This is a genomic window from Psychrobacillus sp. FSL H8-0487 (genome assembly GCF_038008385.1).
Taxonomy (GTDB): domain Bacteria; phylum Bacillota; class Bacilli; order Bacillales_A; family Planococcaceae; genus Psychrobacillus; species Psychrobacillus psychrotolerans.
Genome location: NZ_JBBOZA010000001.1, coordinates 1,985,874 through 2,005,861 on the forward strand (window position 1 = coordinate 1,985,874; position 19,988 = coordinate 2,005,861).

Consider the following 19,988-nt stretch of genomic DNA (forward strand, 5'->3'; position numbering starts at 1 on the left):
AAGTCAGCAGCAACTTGCTAGTGTGAACTATAGAAATGTAAATCCTAAAGTTTCTGTTTCTGATAGTTGTGATTCAGCAAATTTATCTATTTCCTTATTGCTTCTGCTAAAATAGTAACTTTTCCATCAGATCTTAAGATATTCTATATTCTAAAACAGGAGATCCAGCTAATACATAAGCTGGATCCCCTGTTTCTTTTTATATTTATAACACCAATGTTATTACAACTGTATAAGGTTAATCCCTAAAATTGTTATTGTATTATATCCACCCAAATTTTAATCGCAGTCCCAGCAATCAGCAATGCTAATAACCATTGTAATATCTTAACATTCATCTTTTGACCAATTTTTGCGCCAAGTGGTGCAGCTATGATACTAGCAATAATCATAATTAATGCTGGCCAATAATCAATTTGACCCGTGATGATTTTGCCGACACTACCACCAATCGCCGAGATAAAAGTGATTGCTAAACTAGTTGCGATTGTCATTCGAGTTGGTATTTTTAAAACGGTTAACATAATCGGTACAAGTAAAAATCCACCGGCTGCACCAACAATACCTGAGCCAATACCGACAATAAGCGCCAGACTACTAGCCACTACCTTGTTAAACGAAATGACCGTTGTATCTTCAACTGTTTTACGCGGGATAAACATCATCACTGCTGCAATCACAGCAAGTATGCCATAAACGACATTGACGGCTTCTTCTGATAAAAATCCTGATCCATAACTACCAATAAAACTTCCGAGTAAAATTGTTCCACCCATGTAAATTATTATTTCTTTATGGAGCAACCCACTTTTTCGGTATGCCCAAACACCGGCAAGTGAAGCAAATAATACTTGAATAGCACTAATACCTGATACCTCATGTGCGGTGAATGCGACAAGTCCAAATAGTGGGGGGATGTAAAGTAGCATGGGGTATTTAATAATCGATCCCCCAACCCCTAACATTCCTGATATAAATGAACCTACAAATCCGAGTGCAAAAATAACGACGATAAATGTAATGGATAAATCCATAATGACCCTCCTTTTGGAAAATGAAAACGAGTAGAAATAGCTCTACTCGTTCTATATGCTCTTATGCTTTTTGAATGTAGAAGAAAAATACCCCATTTTCTTCTTTTTGTTCAACAATTTTATGTCCACCCGCTGCAGCCCATGCTGTAAAGTCATTTAAAGCGCCTTTATCTGTTACAAGTACTTCTAGCACTTCACCTGAGTTAATCGTATCTATTGTTTTTTTAGTTCGAACAATTGGCATTGGACAAGCTAAGCCTTTTGCATCTAAAGTTTTTGTAATATTCATGAGTATTTCCTCTTCTCGTAGTTTGTATTTTATAAGAATTTATTTAACTTAGCGTACTGCACAACGGTTAGGGCCAATTTCCATTTCTGTTTGTTCTTCGTTACTTGGCGTAACTTTCCCCATATTAACGTGGCGAATTTCTTCGTACGAATTTGGCTGAGGCGGTAAGTTATCTGTCACCATTGAGCGGAATACTTCCTCATCTTCTACATTTAAGCCATGATTTTCTACGAATAGATCTCCTAAACGCTTGCCCACTGTCCCGTCTTCATTTAGCTCTTCAATAATCATGAAGTGAGCAGGTAGTACGATTAAATCCTCTGCTAATGAGCGGTAACGACTATATAACGTCTGACGTAAATCTCTTACCCAGTCATCTGCAAGACCAGCTAAGTCAGGACGTCCGATGGAATCAATGAATAAAATATCGCCTGTTAATAGGTACTTTTTGTCGATTACAAAAGAAGTGGATCCAATGGTATGACCTGGAGAGTAAAGCGCACCTACTTCAATTTCCGAATTGCCAAGTTTTACTGTTAAGCCATCAGTTAAAGGTGTGAAATCGAATACCACCTCTTCTGCATCCTTTGACGGTAAGTAATACGCGGCACCCGTTTGACTAGCAATATGACGACCTCCTGAAATGTGGTCAGCGTGTAAATGCGTGTCAAATACGTGCTTAATTTGGACACCCTTTTCTTCTGCGAATTTTATAAAAACATCGGTAAAACGTACAGCATCAATAATTGCTGCTTCACCTTCGTTAACTGCCATGTAGGAAAGACAGCCTTTTCCTAAACGGACGAATTGATAAAGCTCACCGCCACCAGAAAGTTCGCCTACTTTAACTGGCTCTATATACATCGACCAAGACTTCATCCCGCCTTCTAAATAGGCCACTTCAAGACCAGCTTCTGCTAGCAGTTCTGCTACCATGATAGATGAGCCTTCCTTTGCACAAACAACCAATATCTCTTTGTCTGTTGGAATTTGTGGTAAGATTTCTTCTACCCCATCTAAAAGTTCGAAATATGGAATGTTTAAGTAATTAAATTTGTGGCCTTCAATTTTCCAATCAGCAAATGCATCTGCATTTCGCACATCTAAAATAAATAATTCTTTGTTATCAATGACTTTGCGTGCTACATCAGCCGCTGTCCAAATGTTTACTGTCATTATTTTACCCCCATAGGTATATTTTCGTTATTTTTTTTGGTTCTGGAAGCGAAGAGCTACCGGAACCAATAGTTAAGAATTAGATATATGGATAGCAGCAGCAACCCGTTAAAACGTTAATGTTGGTGCTGCATCTTTCGCAAATTCCAAGAAAGTAACTGCGCCACCCACTTCGATATCTTCTACTAAATCTGCTTTTGTTAAGCCCATCACGTCCATCGTCATTTGACAAGCGATGAATTTCACGCCCAACTCCTGCGACATTTCTACTAATTGTGGGATTGAGGGAACTCCAGAATTAGCGAATCCTACTGCAAAGTGTTCCTTGCCTGCTGGCATTTCAAGTCCGTGCATACCTTGCTTATGAATAAGGTTTAACCCTTCAAATGTGAAGAAGATCGCTACCTCTTTTTCAGAAGCTGCTGCCGCTGTTGCAATATTAAATACTTTATAGGCATCAAATAATCCACCATTTGATGCAATAATTGCTACTTTATTGGACATATTATTCTACCTCTTTCTGTAATTCGCCTTCGTACCCTGTCATCCCAGGTAAGACGTTATAAATATTGTTAAAACCTTCTTCAGCTAATTGCTTCGCTGCTAAATCGGAGCGAGTACCTGTCCGGCAAATCACATAGATTGTTTCATCTTTGTTCAATTCAGTTAAGCGTTCAGCTAATTCGCCCATTGGGATTGACTTTGCACCTGGAATATGACCAAATGTATATTCCGCAGCCTCGCGAACATCTAAGATTAAACCTTTACCATTTAACGCCTCTTCATTTGAAATTGTATGTTCAAATGTTTTTTCAACTGCTTCGCTTACTTCAGGATTGCATTTACGAATATAGTGATAGAACACTCCATTCTCTTCATGTGAACCAATATATTGATGACCAACTGTTTTTGACCAAGCCGCTAAGTCAGCCACTGAGCCTTTATCTGTCGCTTGAATTTCTAATACTTGGCCTTCAGCTACTTCGTTCATTGCCTTTTTAGTTTTTACTATTGGCATTGGACAAGCTAAGCCTTTTGCATCTAACTGTACATCCGATTTAACCATATGAACTCTCCATCCATACCTACTAGGGTATTAATATTTTTAAAAAAATTTATCTTTACTTTACTTCACCATTCCAAGCGAGCATTCCGCCATCCATGTTCGTTACATCAAAACCATGCGATTGTAAAAGAGCTGTTGCCTTACCACTACGTCCACCCGAACGACATACCATAATATAACCTTCTGATTTATCAAGCTCGTTCATTTTAAACTCCAACAATCCTAGCGGAATATGAATGACACCTGGAATATGTCCTGTTTCCACTTCATCCACTTCACGCACATCTATTAACTTCACCGCTTCTCCAGCCTCTATTTTCGCTTGTACTTCTTCTGGTTGAATTGTTTTCATATTTTTCTCCTCCTAATATGCACTCATGCCACCACGGATATTTGTTACTTTTGTATAGCCTAATTTTTTTAACTGTTTACAAGCCTGATTTGAACGCATACCACTTTGACAAATGACAAGAATTTCTTTATCCTTTGGTAGTTTCGAAAAGTCTGATCCAAGGGGGATATTTTTAAATTGGCGAATGTTGCGTGCTTTATATTCACCGGGTGTTCGTACATCAACAAATACTTTATCATTATCATTAATAATTGTTTTAAGCTCTGCAGTCGATATAGAGTTTACCCCTTTTGTTGGCATTATACGCCAAACAAAAAATGCGACCACAATTGCAATTAAAATAGCTATCTTCATATATGTCACCTCTTATATAAATAAATTCACGGTACCATCTTCTGCATCTGCTAAATATGCTGCAACACCTGCGTACTGAATACCATCTAATAACTCTTCTTTTTGAAGACCCAGTAAATCCATCGTCATTGTGCATGTCACAAGTTTAATATCTTGTTCTTGTGCCAATTCAACAAGCTGTGTAAGCGTTAGAGCATTATGTTTTTTCATTACATGCTTAATCACTTTTGGTCCCATGCCTAGCATCTGCATGTTTGATAAGCCTAACTTTTCCGCACCTCTTGGCATCATTTTTGCAAACATTTTTTCTAAAAATCCTTTTTGCACCGCTACAGATTCTTGTTTACGTAGTGCATTTATACCCCAGAATGTATGGAAGATTGTCACTTCATGATCATACGCAGCTGCTCCATTTGCAATAATGTACGCTGCCATTGCCTTGTCATAATCTCCACTAAATAAAACGATAGTTGTTCTTTTCTTTTCCATATTATCCCCTTACCTGTATAGGTATTTTTTATTTGAAAAATAAAAAGTCTTATCGACTTTTTACTAGTAGATCCACCGCTTGCTTAACTATTGCATTTTTGTCTAAAGTATCTGCATTCTCTTTTGATAAACATTCCACTAAATTATCCGTGACAATAACACCTATTGTACGATCCACTGCAGAACGGACTGCACTTAGTTGTGTAATCACATCTTTACAATCTTTCTCTTCTTCCATCATACGTAATATCCCTCTAAGCTGACCTTCCATCTTTTTCATTCTTGCTGTAACCTTTGCATCGTATTCCAATATCTCACCTCATTTTAATTTATTTCTTCATCTATCTCGCATTTTACTACCCCTTAGGGTATTTGTAAATATTTTAACTTAAGTGCTTTCAAACAATACTTTTAGTTACGAGCGAAATAGATGATTGAAGCAACTGAACTCAATACTACTACCCCTATGGGTATATGTCAACACATAAATTTTTTCAAATATTCTCTTTCAACTTCATCTTCCCTTACCATTTTATTTCTCAGGCAATAAATGGAGTTCCGGAAACTGCAACCAAATTTCATAAGAAAAGCTACCCATAAAGGTAGCCAATTGTTTCACTAAAGAACCCTCGTTACCAAGTTATTCTGAGTATAACTTATAGGCGATAGGGACCGTTTTTTAATTTTTTTAGAGGTGAACAAGATACCTCAATAAGTAAGTTTCTTTGACAGATAATACTGTTGATTTTCTTTATTAGGATGTTCTTCTATTACGCCAACTACTTCATAACCATATCTTTGATAGAAATTTGGGGCCTGAAAGCTAAATGTATCTAGTTGAATGAGGTTGCATCTGTTCTCTCTAGCGATTTCCTCTATATTATGTAATAACTGTCTACCATATCCTTTACCTCTAAGAGATTCATCTACCCATAAAAAATCAATATGTAAGTGATACCAAAAAATCGTTCCTGTAATGCCTCCCAAAATTTTCTCTCTTTCATCTCTAAGGATAAAGCTAATGTTTTTAACTGGGTGTTTTACTTCATCTGGCAGCTTAGAAAGATTGTGTTCAATTACCTTTTTACGAATATAATCACTGTCTTCCTGATTCCACTGCTGAGTTATTTTCATAATTTTTCCTCCATATAAGTTTGTGAATCATTATTTTACAAAAACAAATATTTTGTTTGTATCATTTCATTATAATTCTTTTGAATTGTTTTAAACGTTGACGGACTAACGTTTATTGTTTATTTGCCTATAAAGTAAATAATAAAAATAAACCCATTTATTACTAATGCTGATAAAGGAACTATGACAAAAATTACGGAGATAACTAATTCTCTTCTGATTCTATTTGAATTGGCTTTAACAATACTAAATAACGAAAATACTATTAAAGCGAATATAGTTAAAGTGCTAACTAACAAGATGCTTTGATTTATTTCATCAGTTAGCCTTGCCACCAAAAAAACTGCCAATAACGCAACAATCCCCAATATAAAGGATGCCATGAACCATTTAAGGAATGTATTTATATTGCCCACCTCTACAATAATTTTCATAGATTATCTTATTTAACACAATTGCAAAAATCTGCTGCATAAGTTGAATTAATATTAAAGGCACATCAATAGTCACACTCGATTACAATAGGCGTTGAAGAAGTGAATACAGTTAAACCACCCTAAATAATAGTGAGTTTTCATAAGTACCTCCGTAGCAAGTGTAAATAATGCATATTCATTGCGTCACTTACTGTATTTTCTTATTGATTCAAATCCCCTGATTATAAGAAGAAAAATTACTGGTAATTAGGTATGTCGTATCCCATAACTTAATAAGTTTCACTTATACTCCATTTTACTTTAAAGTTGCCTTTTACATCATCGCCTGTTACAACCATTCTATAAACTCCAGATTTTTGAACCTCCAATTTCAACACTTCCTCACTAATTTCAGTCAATCCTACTAACTTATTTTTTCCGTTTAGCATATAAAACCCATGCCCTCCATCGTTAGTCGCGTTGAAATCATAGGACAAGGTAATAGTTTGATCTGACTTTGCTAGAATAGGTATTTCATGTTTCCCATTAAAGTGGTCAAAAGTTGCTGTATATGAAGTTTCATTTTTCACTTCAATCCATTGTTCCTTTTCTGTAAAGTCCACATCCATTAGAATGATAATAATTAATGGCACAACGATAGAAAACACATATTTAAAGGACTGCAAACGGAAAGATAATAATGTTCCAACATAAAATATTAAAGAACATAACGCTCCGATTGTACCAGCAAAGAACATAAAAGAAACATCCATCGTTATGATAAAAAAACCATAACCTGCTAGAATATATAGTAGGATTTTCACTGTTAAACTGGAGTTTGGAACTTTAAGTACCCACAAGTCAATCAATAGCGAACACAAAATACCATAACCAAAAACGATTATCCAAAGGAACCCGCTAGAAATTCCTTCTACGAATTCGTACATATCTATTCCAAACGAAAGTAACAGATAAATAGATATAACAAACAATAAGAACCCTGCACCAGCTAATTTTGTAATTAAATAAGAAATTGCTTTAATTAAGTTTATTTTTAGCGTCATCCCAAAATACTCCTCTAAAAACACAAGTTAAAATGACCATGAGCCCATTAAATTAACCTGCCACGTTCGTTTAAGTGTAACTTCCCAAATTAACATAAAATAGATCACGTTACCTTCCCTTAAATGCGGACTGAATTGCCCCTATTCATTTTCTATTTTGACAACGTAGCAATTACGTTAGATTCTAACTTTTTTTAGTTTTGAAATATCTAACTATTATTAAGACTATCCCAGTTATGAAGAATATTAAAGCATTAGCCAAAAGGACCATTGCGATAAATGCAGCTGCGAATGCAGAACCTTCGTGTGTATCAGTGGGATCAACCACTCTGGAAATTTTTAAAAATATTGCCCCTACTGTAAACCCAATAATTGGAACAAGTAAGACCATAATGATCCCAGAAATCCATAAAGACAATTTATTGTTCTTGTGTAAATGGATAGCTGTTCCATCAAAAAGTAATATCAATAACAAAAGAATTAACCAAACTAAACCATCTCCACTCAACTTACCCCACCACTCTCCATACTACTTCAATAAAAGACTAAATTTACACCCCTTTTTGTTTTATGAATCTACCGGACTTGTTCTCCTAAACCACCATCGTCTCGTATTTCAAACTTCCCAATTTTTCCTGGTTCAGCTAGAATTGCGGTACCTTTTACTTCGTGTTGGGAAACTGCTCCAGTATTATTCGTATATTCTACCTGAGCGGTAAAGTCATAAAACTTAGGAGTGTTAATGTTCTCACTTTTTGTTACTTGTATATTTCTAACCTTCATCTTGTATCTAAGATTTTCGTCAAAGCCTAAATATCCATAATGATATTTAAAAGCTATAACATTCGAAATAAGGGAATCATAAGCATTATCCGTAAAGTAAGGTCCATAGGTTTTTTTCACTAAGTCCTCGTATGCACGCCATTCGTCTGATACCCCCGACTCTTCGACTCCATTTACTTCATTTGCTTCAGGTGTGTTGCTACCTATTTCGGTCATTTTTTTATCGATATTTTTGACAATAACCAAATATTCTTCGTTCGGAACTGTAAATTCCGATTCAAGAACAGCTTGGACTGCTATTATATTTTTGTCTTCTGAGGAAACAACCGCTTCTACTTGGGGTTCAGTATTTTCTTCCAGACAGCCCGTAAACAGAAAACACATGCTTATCAAGAATAAGATGCCTCCAATTTTTTTTATTTGTTTAATAGACATATAACTCCCACCACGTTTCTTCCAAAGTTAAATTTATATTCTGATGTTAAATGAAATACGTTATAGAATTAGAAAAGTTCCATTTTTCTGTCTTATTACATTTGGATAATCCAGAGGCTTTTCTTTTTTAAAACTAGCATTGTTACCTCAACCAATGATTTGAAATATAAAAACACCTCTTATTTCAAATCTATGCCAGATTATAAATAAAGAGGTGCTTAAGTTGTACATTTAATTAGTATTTCCCATTTTTATACTTCATTACAGATCCCATTATCAATTAATTTCCTTTTGCGTGTAGTTAAACGCTATAAAAAAACAAGAAAAAATGCTTACTCCTTCTCGAAGTAAAGCACTCATCAATGAAAATGTATTATAAAAATAACTTCACATTTTGAATAAACTCATAAATAAAATATGCTGCAAAACCAATTAATAAAGTCCCTGATACTATTGTTAACCATTTTATCATGTTTCGATTTAGTGCTTTTCGAGTGACGGATATAATGCTGAGTAATCCAATATCATGTAGCAAAATTCCACTTAAAATCCCTAACGCAACAATGAAAAAGTGACTTTCATCGGTTGCATAATTTTTTGCAAGTACTACTCCAAATACATTCACCCAAAAAACTAGATTACCTGGTGATATAGCCACAAGAAGACCATTCTTGTATGAGCTAAAAAAAGATTTTGTTACTCTCTCACCCGATAAAGTGATATCTTTATCTGCGTTTTTTATTGAATCATAACCCAAGTATAACAAAAACACAGCTCCAATAAGCCACATGGGAATTTGAATGATAGGTAGCGCCAAGATAGAAGCAAGACCTGTTGATAGGAAAATGATTAGTGTAATATCAATTGTCATACCGCCTAATCCTACTGCCCATCCGTGTATAAATCCATTTTTCAACCCTTGTTTAGTCATTTCGACAGTGATTGCACCTACAGGCATTGCGATGGCAAGCCCTACCATTACATAAGCAAAATACAAACTCAAATAACCACAACTCTCATAAGTAAATATAGCCTCTTCTGTCCGTTTATAAGGATTATTATATAGATGAATATATATCTAATTCAAGCCCTCATTCAACCAAACTGTAACGTTAGTGAAAAATTCTAAGTAAGCTATTCATATACATTTAAAATTATACTTTGAGAGATAATGCTTATGCTTACAATTTCAGATATCGATAAAGTCCCGTCAACAATAATATCGGAATTCGGTTTTATGGTATTAAGCATCTCAAGATAACCCTGTCTGCCTTGTGAAATATAGCTATTCATATCCAGTAAAATATTCTCAACTGAACTATTCTTAAAATCTCTTGTTACTCTACGTGCCATAGCAATATCCAAAGGAGTATCAATAAACACCGTAAAATCAATTAATTTACTTGTTTTAAAGTGTTTATAGGCAAACGAAAAGTCCATTATTATATAATCTAATGGTTCGGTAAGCAATGACTCTAAATCTGTAATTAGAGGAGCCAAGTTCCAATCATCATAATTAGATCCATTGGCCACCCATTCTATAATGCTATTAGGGCCTTCGAAATTGTAATCATCAAAATAAAGCGTTTTAGAGTTTTGCAAGATTTCGTTTAAATGTGTTGTTATTGTTGTTTTTCCACCACCAGAAACCGCAGCAACAGCAATGACAAGTGGATGCTTTGCTTTCTTCATAAACTCCCCCATTTTCTAAATTTTACTATTAAACTACCTTGCCGCTTTGAATAAGAAGAAAAAATGCTTTACTCTTTTTGGAAGTAAATCACCAGTTTGAGCAACAAGAAATCCTACTAATCTAAACATCCCCAACCCCATGTAGTCCACAACTCTCTAGTTTTGTTATCCGTTAGAATGGACTATATAATCCTTCTGAATTTAAAAATAACTTCTGTAATGAAAAAGCAATGCTGCAGTTGTTATAATGGTGTAAGTCACAGACGTAAGGAAAACAATATTCGGAGAAAACTCAAACTTTTTCTCTTCCATTCTTATACCTGTGGAACCTTGTATACTCATATCCAAACGTCTAGTACTAAAACCATCACCTTTAGAAGTAAAAAACCAAATTACAGCAGTAGCGGCTAAACCAATAAAACATGAATAGTCAATGAATTTTGTATGCGTAAAATATGTAATGCCAAAACTCAAAACTATTAAAAATAGAATAGTAATAGCACTAGTTAGTAGTTTTCGGATCAAAACGAATTATCTCCTCTCATAAAATTTTATATATCTAAATATTCTTATAATATATACGATTAAGTAATTACTTGGTTTCGTAAATTTTTAGACCATCTATACTCCTTCGTGAAGTTAAGCACCCATTAGTAAAGAATCATTTATATATTAACGAAAAATCTTCGCTATTTCCGTTCCATTCTACTTTTATTACTAACTCATCGTCTACACTTATAGATGGGCTATTCGATATCGGTAAATCTTTTTGATATATTCCTTCTTTACTTAGAGAAGAATTAATCTCACTAAAATTAAATACACTGTTATCTTTTGTTTTAACAGAGTAACTAAAAGCTTCTATATTCTGCATGCCATGCCCTTTATAGTTTATTTGAATATGATATGTTTCGTCACTAGCAGTCTGATTAACAGTTACTTTGGAGGACCAATTCCCATCTTCTCCAACAAAAATTATGTTATTCTTATTTGATTGGCACGCAAACAATAATAAGGTTACTAAAAATATAGCTACTAAAGTTAATTTTTTGACAAAAATCATCCCCCTCAATCACTAAGTTTTTAGCACAGTTCCCCTATTCCCCTTCCTAAATCTGCTCCTTTAAAAAGAAAGAAGGCTTTACTCCTTCTGTAAAGCACCCCTACATTACAGCTTTATTTCCTTTATTCTTCTTGAAGTAAAGCACCCATAGTTGAAGAAGGATTAAAGTTCGTAATTCAATGATCTCTCTTTTTCATTTCCTTATTATTTGTTTATTAATTCGATTTTTGTTCCATGACCAGACCCGGGTAAACTTGCATCCATGGCGTTATACCAAACTTTTACTTTGTCTCCTACTTCAATACCAGAAATTTCTGTATCAAAGCCAAAGTATGATGCTTGTAACGATTTTGAAATGACCTCTTCTTCAGATAGAATCATTGCATCTTCCTCTAGTTCTTCATAAATAAAGACTTCTCAATCGTCTACCTTAGCCACAATGCCTTCCATGACCAGTTCATTATCCTTGCTATCTTCTTCACAACCAGAAATAGTAACAACTCCGAAAACTATCAAAAGGAATAGATATAGTCTTTTCACATTTAGCCCCTCCCACTTTAGTTTGTAAGAAAAAAGGCTTTACTCCTTCTTGAAGTAAAGCCTCCCTTAGGTTATACAGAAATAACAACACAATAATTGGCATATAATTGAAGTGACAATAAGTAATTATTTCTTACCTTTTCCTTCTAAAAGTATAGGTGCTATATTTAGTAAGATAGAAACAATTGTCAAAAACCATAATGCCCTTTCCATACCAGGTACTACATCCAATAAAGTTGCCCAATCTTCCACCTTTACCCACTGGGATACAAGACTATATTCTGAACAAAGTGTTAAGGCTGTAAATGATAAGCCTATGGCCAAAGCAAGCTTATAATCCTTTCCTACTGTATACATATAAAGATTTATAAGAGTTGCTACTACTGCAATAGCCCCAAATATTATCCACATAGCTATGCTTCACCCTTTAATTCTTTTATTTTCTTCGATAAGTATTCCTTCTTTAACTAAACTGCTTCGTTGGTTCAATAAGAAAAAGCTCTCCAACAGACCGCTACTCGTTCAACTAACATACTTTTTAGTTGAACAAATGCTTACTTCATAGAAATTCTTACTTTTCACGATTCATCACTACGCCAGTTTGTAAATTTACAAGTAAAAAGGTAGACACAACTTCATGTTCTTCTCGATACATCCACCTTTACCAATAACACCTTTCTATTGTTAGGAATAATTAAAATAAAAGCTATAATTCTATCTCCCATTTTTACCGTCTCCATCAATAGACGGTTAAATTTTCTATTGGTTTCAGAACATTCCATTATTACTTAAAAATATTCCTACATAGCCCCTGCGGTATTCACTTGCTTATTCAACTAATCTGCCACTTTGATTCAATAAGAAGTTACGTAAAATACTATATAAATAACACCGTTCTAGTTATGAACGGTGTTATTTTTTACACTATTGATTTAATTAGCTGAGAACTCTATTACTTGATACTTCTATACCTTTAAAACATTAGTACCCGCTTCCCTAACCATTTTTGGTAGCAATTAAAATAATCTTTAGCTAAATTAGCACCGTTATTTACAGTCACTTAAATTCACCCTCTAACAATTGGATACCTCAGTTCCACAACATGATTGTGCAGAATTTTGTGGTACCAAACTAACACTACATACACCAGTTTCCGGTAAATCTAGTTCTACCTTTTTAGCCGATTCAAAATCTCCAGTCAAATGGGCCACAATAGATCTAACTTGTTCATAACCAGTTGCCATCAAGAATGTTGGAGCTCGACCATAACTTTTCATTCCTACTATATAGAAGTCTTTTTCGGGTTGTCTTAATATCTCTTCCCCATGAGGTCGAACAGTACCGCAACTGTGAAGGTTTGGATCAATTAATGAAGCAAGTGCTTCGACGCTTTCTGTAGCAGTATCTATGTTTAGTCTGATTTCTCTTTCAAATGAGAAGTCTGGGCGGCTGCCTGTGTTTGCAATGATTTCATCAAAGGTAGAAAGTGTTTGTTCAACACCTTCTAATTCTCCAGTGATTGCGATTCCATCTTTTGTTTTATTTAATTGATGAATAAAAAATGAGGTATAGATCTTTACTTGACCAGCATCAACTAATTGGTGAATACGACTTCCCAACTCCCCTCTTGCTTCCAGAGCATCTTTATCTTCTCCACCATAAGCATCTTCTACTGTTTTCTTTCGCATAATCCACGAAATTTCTACATCATCATCTAACTGTGATAATTCTAAAATCGTGTTTATGGCTGAATGACCTCCACCAACAACAGCAACTCTTTTACCTTTATATTTTCCCTTTTGCTCTCCTTTAATATCTGGAATACCATAATATATATGTTGTTTTAATTCTTTCTCTTCTTTAGTCCAAACATTATCAGCATTTATCGGATTTGGATGTGACCAAGTTCCCGTAGCATCTATAACTGCCCTTGCTTCCATTCTTTTTGATACTCCATTTTGTTCCAGGTATAAAACAAAGGACGATTTTTCACGATTAGCAGATTTCATTTTATCTAACCCTTTTTTACTGATGAAATCACCTTTTGTATTTAGTAATAGAAAAGGTTTTATTTCAGGTAAATTTGCTAAAGGTATCAAATAATTGTTAACTAATTCACTTCCCAATGGAAGGTCATCTAAAACAGGTGCTTTCCAAGCATGATCTTCTAGAACTTTTTTAGCTATCTTATCAATATTGTATTGCCATGGTGAGAATAACCGTACATGTCCCCAGTTCAGGATATTACTCCCAACACTATCACCTGACTCGATTAATATAAAACGTTCACCGATGTTAGCTAAATGAGCAGCCGCTGCTAAACCTACAGGACCAGCACCTATAATCGCTATTGGTAATTCCTTGTTTAAAGTTGATGCTACATCTAAATATTTTTTTGTAGCAGGTCCGCAGCATCCACCAGAGGTTACTTGTTTCAGTTCAATGTTTTTCATTCTCCATACCTCCATTAAGTTTTATTTACATGTTCTCATTAATTGTATTTTGCAAGTAATATATATTTTTTAAAAGCAATACTTAAATTGCTTATATTAAAGGTGTACAACAAACACTTGATTTGGACATGGCTTGATTAAGTAATTTAATAGAACGAATAACTGTTTCTTTCTCAAATTCATTCATATGCGAAAATACTTCCTCTAAGTATTCATTCATTGATACATCAATGGTTGTAGCGACAAATTTACCTTGTACTGTAAGGGATAAAAGATATACCCTTTTGTCTGCAGCAGATGGTGTTTTCTTTACTAAATCCATTTTAATAAGTGTCTGAATTTGCCGACTAAAAGTAGTTATATCCATTGCTATCGTTTCTGCAATTTGTTGCATCGATGGTGTAGTTTGCTTATCTATTTCATAAAGAATGTGACTTTGTACCAGTGATATATCCACGGTTCCAACTGAACAACAATTTTTATTAAGAAGTCCAAATCTGCGAGTAAGTACTTGAAATAGTTCACGTTTGTTTTCCATGTTTTCACCTCTATATAATATATACACCGTTTACTTGCAAAGTGCAAGAATTGACTTTAAGATTTATTAAATACTCAGCTGCTTCATCTTCTCTTGCATGGTTGGCTAGAATCCACCTAGCCAAAAAGAAAAAATGATTCCCATCATCAGTATGATCGGAACCATTTTTATTCGGATTATTTCTACTGTCTATTAGTAAATTCCGTTCCCTCAACGAAGCAGCATGACAAGAAGGAACACTTTTGCTTCCCGATTTAGCTGGTAAGAAATAGTATATTTCACTCGCGTATTCTTTTATCATGTGGCAATCACCGGATTCTGTTGTTTGATCTCTTTTATGGATAAATGTACAGTATAATTCCCATACTCGAGAATTGTATCCAGAAAAAGATTTAATTGCTCTTGTGAGTTAACTTTTATCTTTACATGATAACAGGCTTCTCCAGATACGCGGTGAACTTCAACTACCTCATTGCGATCATTCATTAATTGTATAAACGAATCATGGTTTGCTGTTTTCATATAAATAATGACAAACGCAGTATAAGTAAGTCCTAATTTCATCTCATCAACTATTAAAGAGTAAGCCTTAATTACACCACTTTCCTCTAGTTTTTTTATACGGTTCCCTACTGCTTGGCCCGTCATATGAATTTGTTCACCTAGGTCTTTCCATTGAATACGTGAATTTTCGGATAATACCCGAAGAATCTGATAATCAGTATTATCTAGTTCCATATTAAATTCCTTTCACCATGAAAATTTTTAAGATAAAAGCATTTCGTCAACATATCGATAAAAATCAATATACGTTCTATGATTATAGTGTAACAAAATACTTTAAATGAGGTGTAGAATTATGAGCATAGCTCTAATTATTGTAGATATTCAAAATGACTATTTTCCAAATGGGAATATGGAATTAAGCAACCCTGAAAAAGCAGCCACTAATGCGGCGAAAGTGCTTGAATGGTTTAGAAAGAATCACAAAGATAACATTTTCCATGTTCAACATATCGCAGGTGATCCAGCATTAGGATTCTTCCTCCCGGGTACTGTGGGAGCTGAAATACATGAAACTGTTCAACCATTAGAAACTGAAAGCATCATCACCAAACATTTCCCTAATAGCTTTTTAAAGACCGAATTAGAAAGTAAATTAAGTGAAAGTGGCGTAACCAAGGTAGTAGTATTAGGCATGATGACTCATATGTGTATTGATGCAACTGTCCGAGCGGCTGTGGATCTAGGCTTTGAGACGACACTTATTGAAGATGCGTGTGCAACACTAGAATTGTCTTATAATGGCAAGGTTGTTCCCGCTGAACAAGTTCATCATGCGTTTGTCGGTGCGCTTAACGGAATGTATTGCGCTGTAGAATCGACCGAAGATTTCCTGCAAAAAAACTAACAAATCATAAAGAACATTTAAATGTAAAACGCTTGTCCAGATGCTATTTTTTTCTGGACAGTTTTTAAACTTGAAAGATAAAATAGATGGATAGTAAGGAATGGATATGAATTTATATATGAAAGGCAAAAGGAAATGATGCTCAAGTAGGTTCCATATCTAAGTTTCTAGCTCTCTGAGAAATAGCATAGTAATAGTTTCAGGTTTTTTTCTTTACCGATATAAAAAATAGTATATGAAGGATTAGAGGCGGTTATCTCGTAACTAGCTCGCCAATTCTCCCTTCTCCTTGAGAGGTCAACACTTTCCCCTTCTCACTAAACGCTACTCAAGATATCAGCCCAAGTGAAATTAAAATTTTATTTATTACTTTCCTTAATGATATTGAACCAAATGTTTGTTCAACTAAATTGCATCATAAGTTAACAAGAAAAAAACTTTACCCATTCTTGAAGTAAAGCACCCGAGATTTCTAGACGGATAAAAAATCATTTATACACTTTCCATTCTTGATAACACTCAGCATAATAATTAATAATAAGAATGATAGAACATCTATGCAGCTTTTATATCTCTTTAACTAAAGCACTCCGTTTTCCTAATATGTGTTGTATAATAGTGGTAAATATACACCCGGAGGTTTTTATTTGAAAAAGTTATTAGTGTTATTATTATTTTTCGCAACAGTATTTATACTAGCTGGATGTGGTGACGTAAATCATGAACCTACCGCTATTGAATCTACTATTGGGTCAATTATCAAAGATGAATATAAGGTATATGAAGATAAAGGTATCTTCTTAGTTAAAATATACGACAAAGATATTAATGAGGGTTCAAAAAATGCTTTGTTAAAAAATACTAAGGAAATGTTAGCAGGCTTATCGAAATTAGATCAAGTGAAAACTGTGGAAATTAAATGGTATTCACCACCATTTACTGACCAATCCGATAAGGAACCTTTTGAAGAAATATTAGCAGTAAGGTTTGAGGCTGATACGTTTGCAAAGGTGAATTGGGGAAATTATAAGAAGTTAGATTTAGAATCAATTGCAAACAAATATAAACAGAATGATACATTAAAAGATTAATAAAAAGGCATTGGTAAAGATAAAGGTTGGTTTAAAAATGTTCATAAAAAATGAGCTGGGAATTGTCTTACAACCATAAATGAGAACCAAGATTTAAACTCTCCAACAATTACTAATTGGTGAAGTTCGACTGTTTCCCCTTCATTTAAAGTTGCAAGCTTTTACCATTATCTAGCGCCTTTGATTTTCCGTCGTTTTTGCGTTAATCCTTCTTTGGATCAATGCCTCGATAGATATAAAGAATTCTTTCATCTAAAACCAATAGCCTATCTTCCCAGGTAAGTTGAAGAGAAAAAGCACAGTAGACAAGCATTTAAAAGCATATCTACTGTTCATTCTAATTAATCAAACTAAATTGTTATTCCTAACTAACTTCCCAGCCATTTATTTAATATCTATAATTGTACAACCACTCTTAATCAAAGAAATTGACGATAATTAATGCTACCTTTTCAATCTTAAATTTCTAATTAAGTCTTGAATATTCTCAGCAATATACTCAAAAGTACCTCTTTCAAAATCTTCTAATTGAACTATTCCACTATCGTTCTCGACAACGACTAGTAACCCATTTCCCTCAATTCCAATAGGTATCTTCACTAAACTATCCCCGTGATTATTTTTATATCCTCTCAAAGACTCTCTAAAAGAACTTATTTCTTCATTCGGAAGGACCGGTTCTAATTTTATATAGTGCTCTTTAAAAAAACCATCTAAGTCAGCAAACCAATATGAGTTAAAATAATCAATTATTGATTTATTCAAATTTACTTCAAATTCATCTTCTAATCTTTTATAATCTTGTGAAACATTCATTTCTATAGGTTTCCATGAGATATATTCTTCCTCATCAACTTCACCTTCATAAATTATTAGATTTCCATCATCATTATTTACTCGTGTTTTAAATAAAAAATCTAAACCTTCAGATGCTAACTCTTTCCTCTTCTGAAAATATATATTCATTGCTTCTTTTGTTGACAAATTTATCATCCTTTACTTATTTATAAATTTTTCAAGTAAATCAACGTATTCACTATCATTCCCCCATACACCAGCAGTTTTTTCAACATTATGAATTCCACCTGTTCCTGGGTTAGGGTCTTAAAAATTGAAGGCTTTTTAACTTCGCAATATGTGTCAAATGCGACATAAAAACTCCCATTTTCTTCTTCAAGGGACACCCTACTAATAACTATTTCTCTGTTGACTCTGTGTACTTCTTATGTTCTTCCCTAACAAAGTTAATAGCCTTTTCAACAGTTAATATATTTTCCTTATGCCAATTTTCACCCATTTCTCTTACCAACGGGTGAACCATCCCAATGCTACTAAAAATTGCAACATAATCAAGTAATATATTTATTACGCCATCTTTTAATCCAAATAACTGCAAATCCTTAACAAGCTTTATATCATCCTCTGTAACAGTACCGTAGCGTTCATTAATAATATCAAAAGGGGTTGTAGTTTTAACCTGTTTTACATACCACTCATCTGGTGTCGTCCCATGTATTACTTTACCTAGTACTTTCCCCATTCGTTTTTTATCTTTCATCTTCCCCGTTTTAGCCTTATTTTTTTCTTCCAGTTTCGCATTCCATTCCTCTGTTGTCATTTCCTTTACTTCTTTATATCGTTCTTCGTCTGCTATTTGATGTATTTTTATATCTCTTTTTTATCTTTTTTCATTCCTTTACTCCTCAATCCAGTAGTTTTAAGTTGTATTTTTGCACGTATTTCCTTTCCCGATCTAATCTTCTTACTTTAGTTCAATAAGAAAAAAAGCTTTACTCCTAGTATCTTTAAGTGACACATTACTCATTTCTAGTCCTCCCTAAAACAAATCTTGAATTTTTTACGTTTGGCTCAGTGGAATATGACTCTCGCCCGACTTTCTGTTCTCTCACAGAGTTCACTTATTTGTTTAAAGGAAAGTTCTCCAAATACTCTTAACGTAAAAACTTTCTTATAAGGCTCTTCTAAGCGAAGTAACAATTAGGAAAATGGAAAGTCTCGCCCGTTAGAATGAGAAAATCTAATGAAAATTTATTTCCAAAAAAGGAAGTTTGTTAAGGAGTATAGAATATATATAATAATACCAAAAATGGGGGAACTAATTTGAAAAGTGAAGTTTGTGTTATAAGCATTTATGTGCCCAATTTAAACAAAGCAATCGACTTTTATACCAATATTTTAGGTTTGAATTAAGCAAACAATATAACCCTAAGCTTGCGTCACTTGTACACGGAGAGTTACCACTTATTTTAGAAGAGAACGATAATGCAACCTATACTCAAGATATATCAGGAGTTGTATTAGGATTGCTAACTGAAGATATTTATGAAAAAGTTCAATTCTTAAAAGAGAGAGAAGTGAATTTTGTTATAGACGAACCAACTAATTGTCCTCCAGGAAAATATATTAGTTTTAGAGACCCTTTCGGAAATGTTTTAGAATATCTCCAATTTGAAAATTTGTAACAAGTATGAAAGTGTTACGGTTGTCGGGGATTTTGTGAAATTATTTTCCCCGTTACTAATTGTGCATTATAGTTTGTATTGAAAATAACTCTTCTAAAAAACCTTTATATTTTTAATTGGAGGTA

At 34.0% G+C, this 19,988-nt stretch carries 30 protein-coding genes; 3 read left to right on the forward strand and 27 right to left on the reverse strand.

The genetic code is table 11. The annotated features are described in order from the left end of the window. Positions 1 to 254: 254 nt before the first annotated feature. The 24 genes from MHI47_RS09935 to MHI47_RS10050 form a co-directional block, all read right to left on the reverse strand. On the reverse strand, positions 255 to 1,034 hold the full coding sequence (locus MHI47_RS09935; RefSeq protein ID WP_340830667.1) for a sulfite exporter TauE/SafE family protein: 780 nt from the start codon (positions 1,032 to 1,034) through the stop codon (positions 255 to 257). Positions 1,035 to 1,095: 61 nt separating this feature from the next. Beyond that, positions 1,096 to 1,323, reverse strand: a complete 228-nt coding sequence (locus MHI47_RS09940) for a sulfurtransferase TusA family protein (RefSeq protein ID WP_340762388.1) — start codon at positions 1,321 to 1,323, stop codon at positions 1,096 to 1,098. Between the two features lie 48 nt (positions 1,324 to 1,371). After that, positions 1,372 to 2,499 (reverse strand): MBL fold metallo-hydrolase, encoded by a 1,128-nt coding sequence (locus MHI47_RS09945; protein ID WP_340762389.1) that lies wholly within the window; start codon positions 2,497 to 2,499, stop codon positions 1,372 to 1,374. A 108-nt stretch (positions 2,500 to 2,607) separates the two neighbouring features. Next, positions 2,608 to 3,003: a DsrE/DsrF/DrsH-like family protein gene (locus MHI47_RS09950; RefSeq protein ID WP_340830668.1), complete on the reverse strand. Its 396-nt coding sequence runs from the start codon at positions 3,001 to 3,003 to the stop codon at positions 2,608 to 2,610. A 1-nt stretch (position 3,004) separates the two neighbouring features. Continuing rightward, positions 3,005 to 3,565 carry a sulfurtransferase TusA family protein gene (locus tag MHI47_RS09955; protein WP_340762391.1) on the reverse strand — a complete coding sequence of 187 codons (561 nt, stop codon included), beginning with the start codon at positions 3,563 to 3,565 and terminating at the stop codon, positions 3,005 to 3,007. 55 nt (positions 3,566 to 3,620) lie between these two features. Then, entirely contained in the window at positions 3,621 to 3,917 is a 297-nt protein-coding gene (locus MHI47_RS09960) for a rhodanese-like domain-containing protein (RefSeq protein ID WP_093533940.1), read from the reverse strand. 12 nt (positions 3,918 to 3,929) lie between these two features. After that, entirely contained in the window at positions 3,930 to 4,271 is a 342-nt protein-coding gene (locus tag MHI47_RS09965) for a rhodanese-like domain-containing protein (protein WP_340830669.1), read from the reverse strand. A gap of 12 nt (positions 4,272 to 4,283) precedes the next feature. After that, complete coding sequence (locus MHI47_RS09970) at positions 4,284 to 4,760, reverse strand: DsrE/DsrF/DrsH-like family protein (protein ID WP_340830670.1); 477 nt, start codon at positions 4,758 to 4,760, stop codon at positions 4,284 to 4,286. Between the two features lie 49 nt (positions 4,761 to 4,809). Beyond that, the gene (locus MHI47_RS09975) at positions 4,810 to 5,070 is read right to left on the reverse strand and encodes a metal-sensitive transcriptional regulator (protein ID WP_093533934.1); all 261 of its coding nucleotides are present in this window, start codon (positions 5,068 to 5,070) and stop codon (positions 4,810 to 4,812) included. 398 nt (positions 5,071 to 5,468) lie between these two features. Further along, a complete protein-coding gene (locus tag MHI47_RS09980; RefSeq protein ID WP_340830671.1) occupies positions 5,469 to 5,894 on the reverse strand; it encodes a GNAT family N-acetyltransferase in 426 nt (141 codons plus the stop codon). Between the two features lie 706 nt (positions 5,895 to 6,600). Further along, entirely contained in the window at positions 6,601 to 7,374 is a 774-nt protein-coding gene (locus tag MHI47_RS09985) for a hypothetical protein (protein WP_340830672.1), read from the reverse strand. Positions 7,375 to 7,558: 184 nt separating this feature from the next. Continuing rightward, positions 7,559 to 7,882, reverse strand: a complete 324-nt coding sequence (locus MHI47_RS09990) for an ABC transporter permease (RefSeq protein ID WP_340830673.1) — start codon at positions 7,880 to 7,882, stop codon at positions 7,559 to 7,561. Between the two features lie 68 nt (positions 7,883 to 7,950). After that, positions 7,951 to 8,592 carry a hypothetical protein gene (locus MHI47_RS09995; protein WP_340830674.1) on the reverse strand — a complete coding sequence of 214 codons (642 nt, stop codon included), beginning with the start codon at positions 8,590 to 8,592 and terminating at the stop codon, positions 7,951 to 7,953. Positions 8,593 to 8,965: 373 nt separating this feature from the next. Next, complete coding sequence (locus MHI47_RS10000; protein WP_340769374.1) at positions 8,966 to 9,595, reverse strand: LysE family transporter; 630 nt, start codon at positions 9,593 to 9,595, stop codon at positions 8,966 to 8,968. 131 nt (positions 9,596 to 9,726) lie between these two features. Continuing rightward, positions 9,727 to 10,284 (reverse strand): hypothetical protein, encoded by a 558-nt coding sequence (locus MHI47_RS10005; RefSeq protein ID WP_340830676.1) that lies wholly within the window; start codon positions 10,282 to 10,284, stop codon positions 9,727 to 9,729. Positions 10,285 to 10,485: 201 nt separating this feature from the next. Further along, positions 10,486 to 10,809, reverse strand: coding sequence for a hypothetical protein (locus MHI47_RS10010; RefSeq protein WP_340830677.1), 324 nt, complete (start codon positions 10,807 to 10,809; stop codon positions 10,486 to 10,488). A gap of 136 nt (positions 10,810 to 10,945) precedes the next feature. Next, positions 10,946 to 11,347, reverse strand: a complete 402-nt coding sequence (locus tag MHI47_RS10015; RefSeq protein ID WP_340830679.1) for a hypothetical protein — start codon at positions 11,345 to 11,347, stop codon at positions 10,946 to 10,948. A gap of 204 nt (positions 11,348 to 11,551) precedes the next feature. After that, positions 11,552 to 11,755 carry a DUF3221 domain-containing protein gene (locus MHI47_RS10020; protein ID WP_340832028.1) on the reverse strand — a complete coding sequence of 68 codons (204 nt, stop codon included), beginning with the start codon at positions 11,753 to 11,755 and terminating at the stop codon, positions 11,552 to 11,554. Between the two features lie 9 nt (positions 11,756 to 11,764). Next, complete coding sequence (locus MHI47_RS10025) at positions 11,765 to 11,887, reverse strand: hypothetical protein (protein WP_340830680.1); 123 nt, start codon at positions 11,885 to 11,887, stop codon at positions 11,765 to 11,767. 126 nt (positions 11,888 to 12,013) lie between these two features. Further along, positions 12,014 to 12,298: a hypothetical protein gene (locus MHI47_RS10030; protein WP_340830681.1), complete on the reverse strand. Its 285-nt coding sequence runs from the start codon at positions 12,296 to 12,298 to the stop codon at positions 12,014 to 12,016. Between the two features lie 662 nt (positions 12,299 to 12,960). After that, positions 12,961 to 14,340, reverse strand: a complete 1,380-nt coding sequence (locus tag MHI47_RS10035) for an NAD(P)-binding domain-containing protein (protein WP_340830683.1) — start codon at positions 14,338 to 14,340, stop codon at positions 12,961 to 12,963. Between the two features lie 91 nt (positions 14,341 to 14,431). Continuing rightward, a complete protein-coding gene (locus MHI47_RS10040; protein ID WP_340830684.1) occupies positions 14,432 to 14,878 on the reverse strand; it encodes a MarR family winged helix-turn-helix transcriptional regulator in 447 nt (148 codons plus the stop codon). 10 nt (positions 14,879 to 14,888) lie between these two features. Continuing rightward, positions 14,889 to 15,179, reverse strand: a complete 291-nt coding sequence (locus MHI47_RS10045; RefSeq protein ID WP_340769385.1) for a hypothetical protein — start codon at positions 15,177 to 15,179, stop codon at positions 14,889 to 14,891. Further along, positions 15,176 to 15,616, reverse strand: a complete 441-nt coding sequence (locus MHI47_RS10050) for an Lrp/AsnC family transcriptional regulator (RefSeq protein WP_340769387.1) — start codon at positions 15,614 to 15,616, stop codon at positions 15,176 to 15,178. The genes MHI47_RS10045 and MHI47_RS10050 overlap by 4 nt, the downstream gene beginning before the upstream one ends. A gap of 121 nt (positions 15,617 to 15,737) precedes the next feature. Between MHI47_RS10050 and MHI47_RS10055 the strand changes: the two genes are divergently transcribed. Beyond that, positions 15,738 to 16,289 (forward strand): cysteine hydrolase family protein, encoded by a 552-nt coding sequence (locus MHI47_RS10055; protein ID WP_340769388.1) that lies wholly within the window; start codon positions 15,738 to 15,740, stop codon positions 16,287 to 16,289. Between the two features lie 647 nt (positions 16,290 to 16,936). After that, entirely contained in the window at positions 16,937 to 17,380 is a 444-nt protein-coding gene (locus tag MHI47_RS10060; protein ID WP_340769389.1) for a hypothetical protein, read from the forward strand. Positions 17,381 to 17,824: 444 nt separating this feature from the next. Here the strand turns inward: MHI47_RS10060 and MHI47_RS10065 are convergent, their stop codons facing one another. From MHI47_RS10065 to MHI47_RS10075, 3 genes are all read right to left on the reverse strand, one after another. Continuing rightward, the gene (locus MHI47_RS10065) at positions 17,825 to 18,346 is read right to left on the reverse strand and encodes a SecY-interacting protein Syd (protein WP_340832030.1); all 522 of its coding nucleotides are present in this window, start codon (positions 18,344 to 18,346) and stop codon (positions 17,825 to 17,827) included. Between the two features lie 229 nt (positions 18,347 to 18,575). Further along, entirely contained in the window at positions 18,576 to 18,998 is a 423-nt protein-coding gene (locus MHI47_RS10070; protein ID WP_340830685.1) for a DnaD domain protein, read from the reverse strand. A 251-nt stretch (positions 18,999 to 19,249) separates the two neighbouring features. Further along, positions 19,250 to 19,378 (reverse strand): sigma factor-like helix-turn-helix DNA-binding protein, encoded by a 129-nt coding sequence (locus tag MHI47_RS10075; protein WP_340830687.1) that lies wholly within the window; start codon positions 19,376 to 19,378, stop codon positions 19,250 to 19,252. Positions 19,379 to 19,704: 326 nt separating this feature from the next. Here MHI47_RS10075 and MHI47_RS10080 point away from each other — a divergent pair, with 326 nt between their 5' ends. Then, positions 19,705 to 19,863: a VOC family protein gene (locus tag MHI47_RS10080; RefSeq protein ID WP_340830688.1), complete on the forward strand. Its 159-nt coding sequence runs from the start codon at positions 19,705 to 19,707 to the stop codon at positions 19,861 to 19,863. Positions 19,864 to 19,988 lie beyond the last annotated feature (125 nt).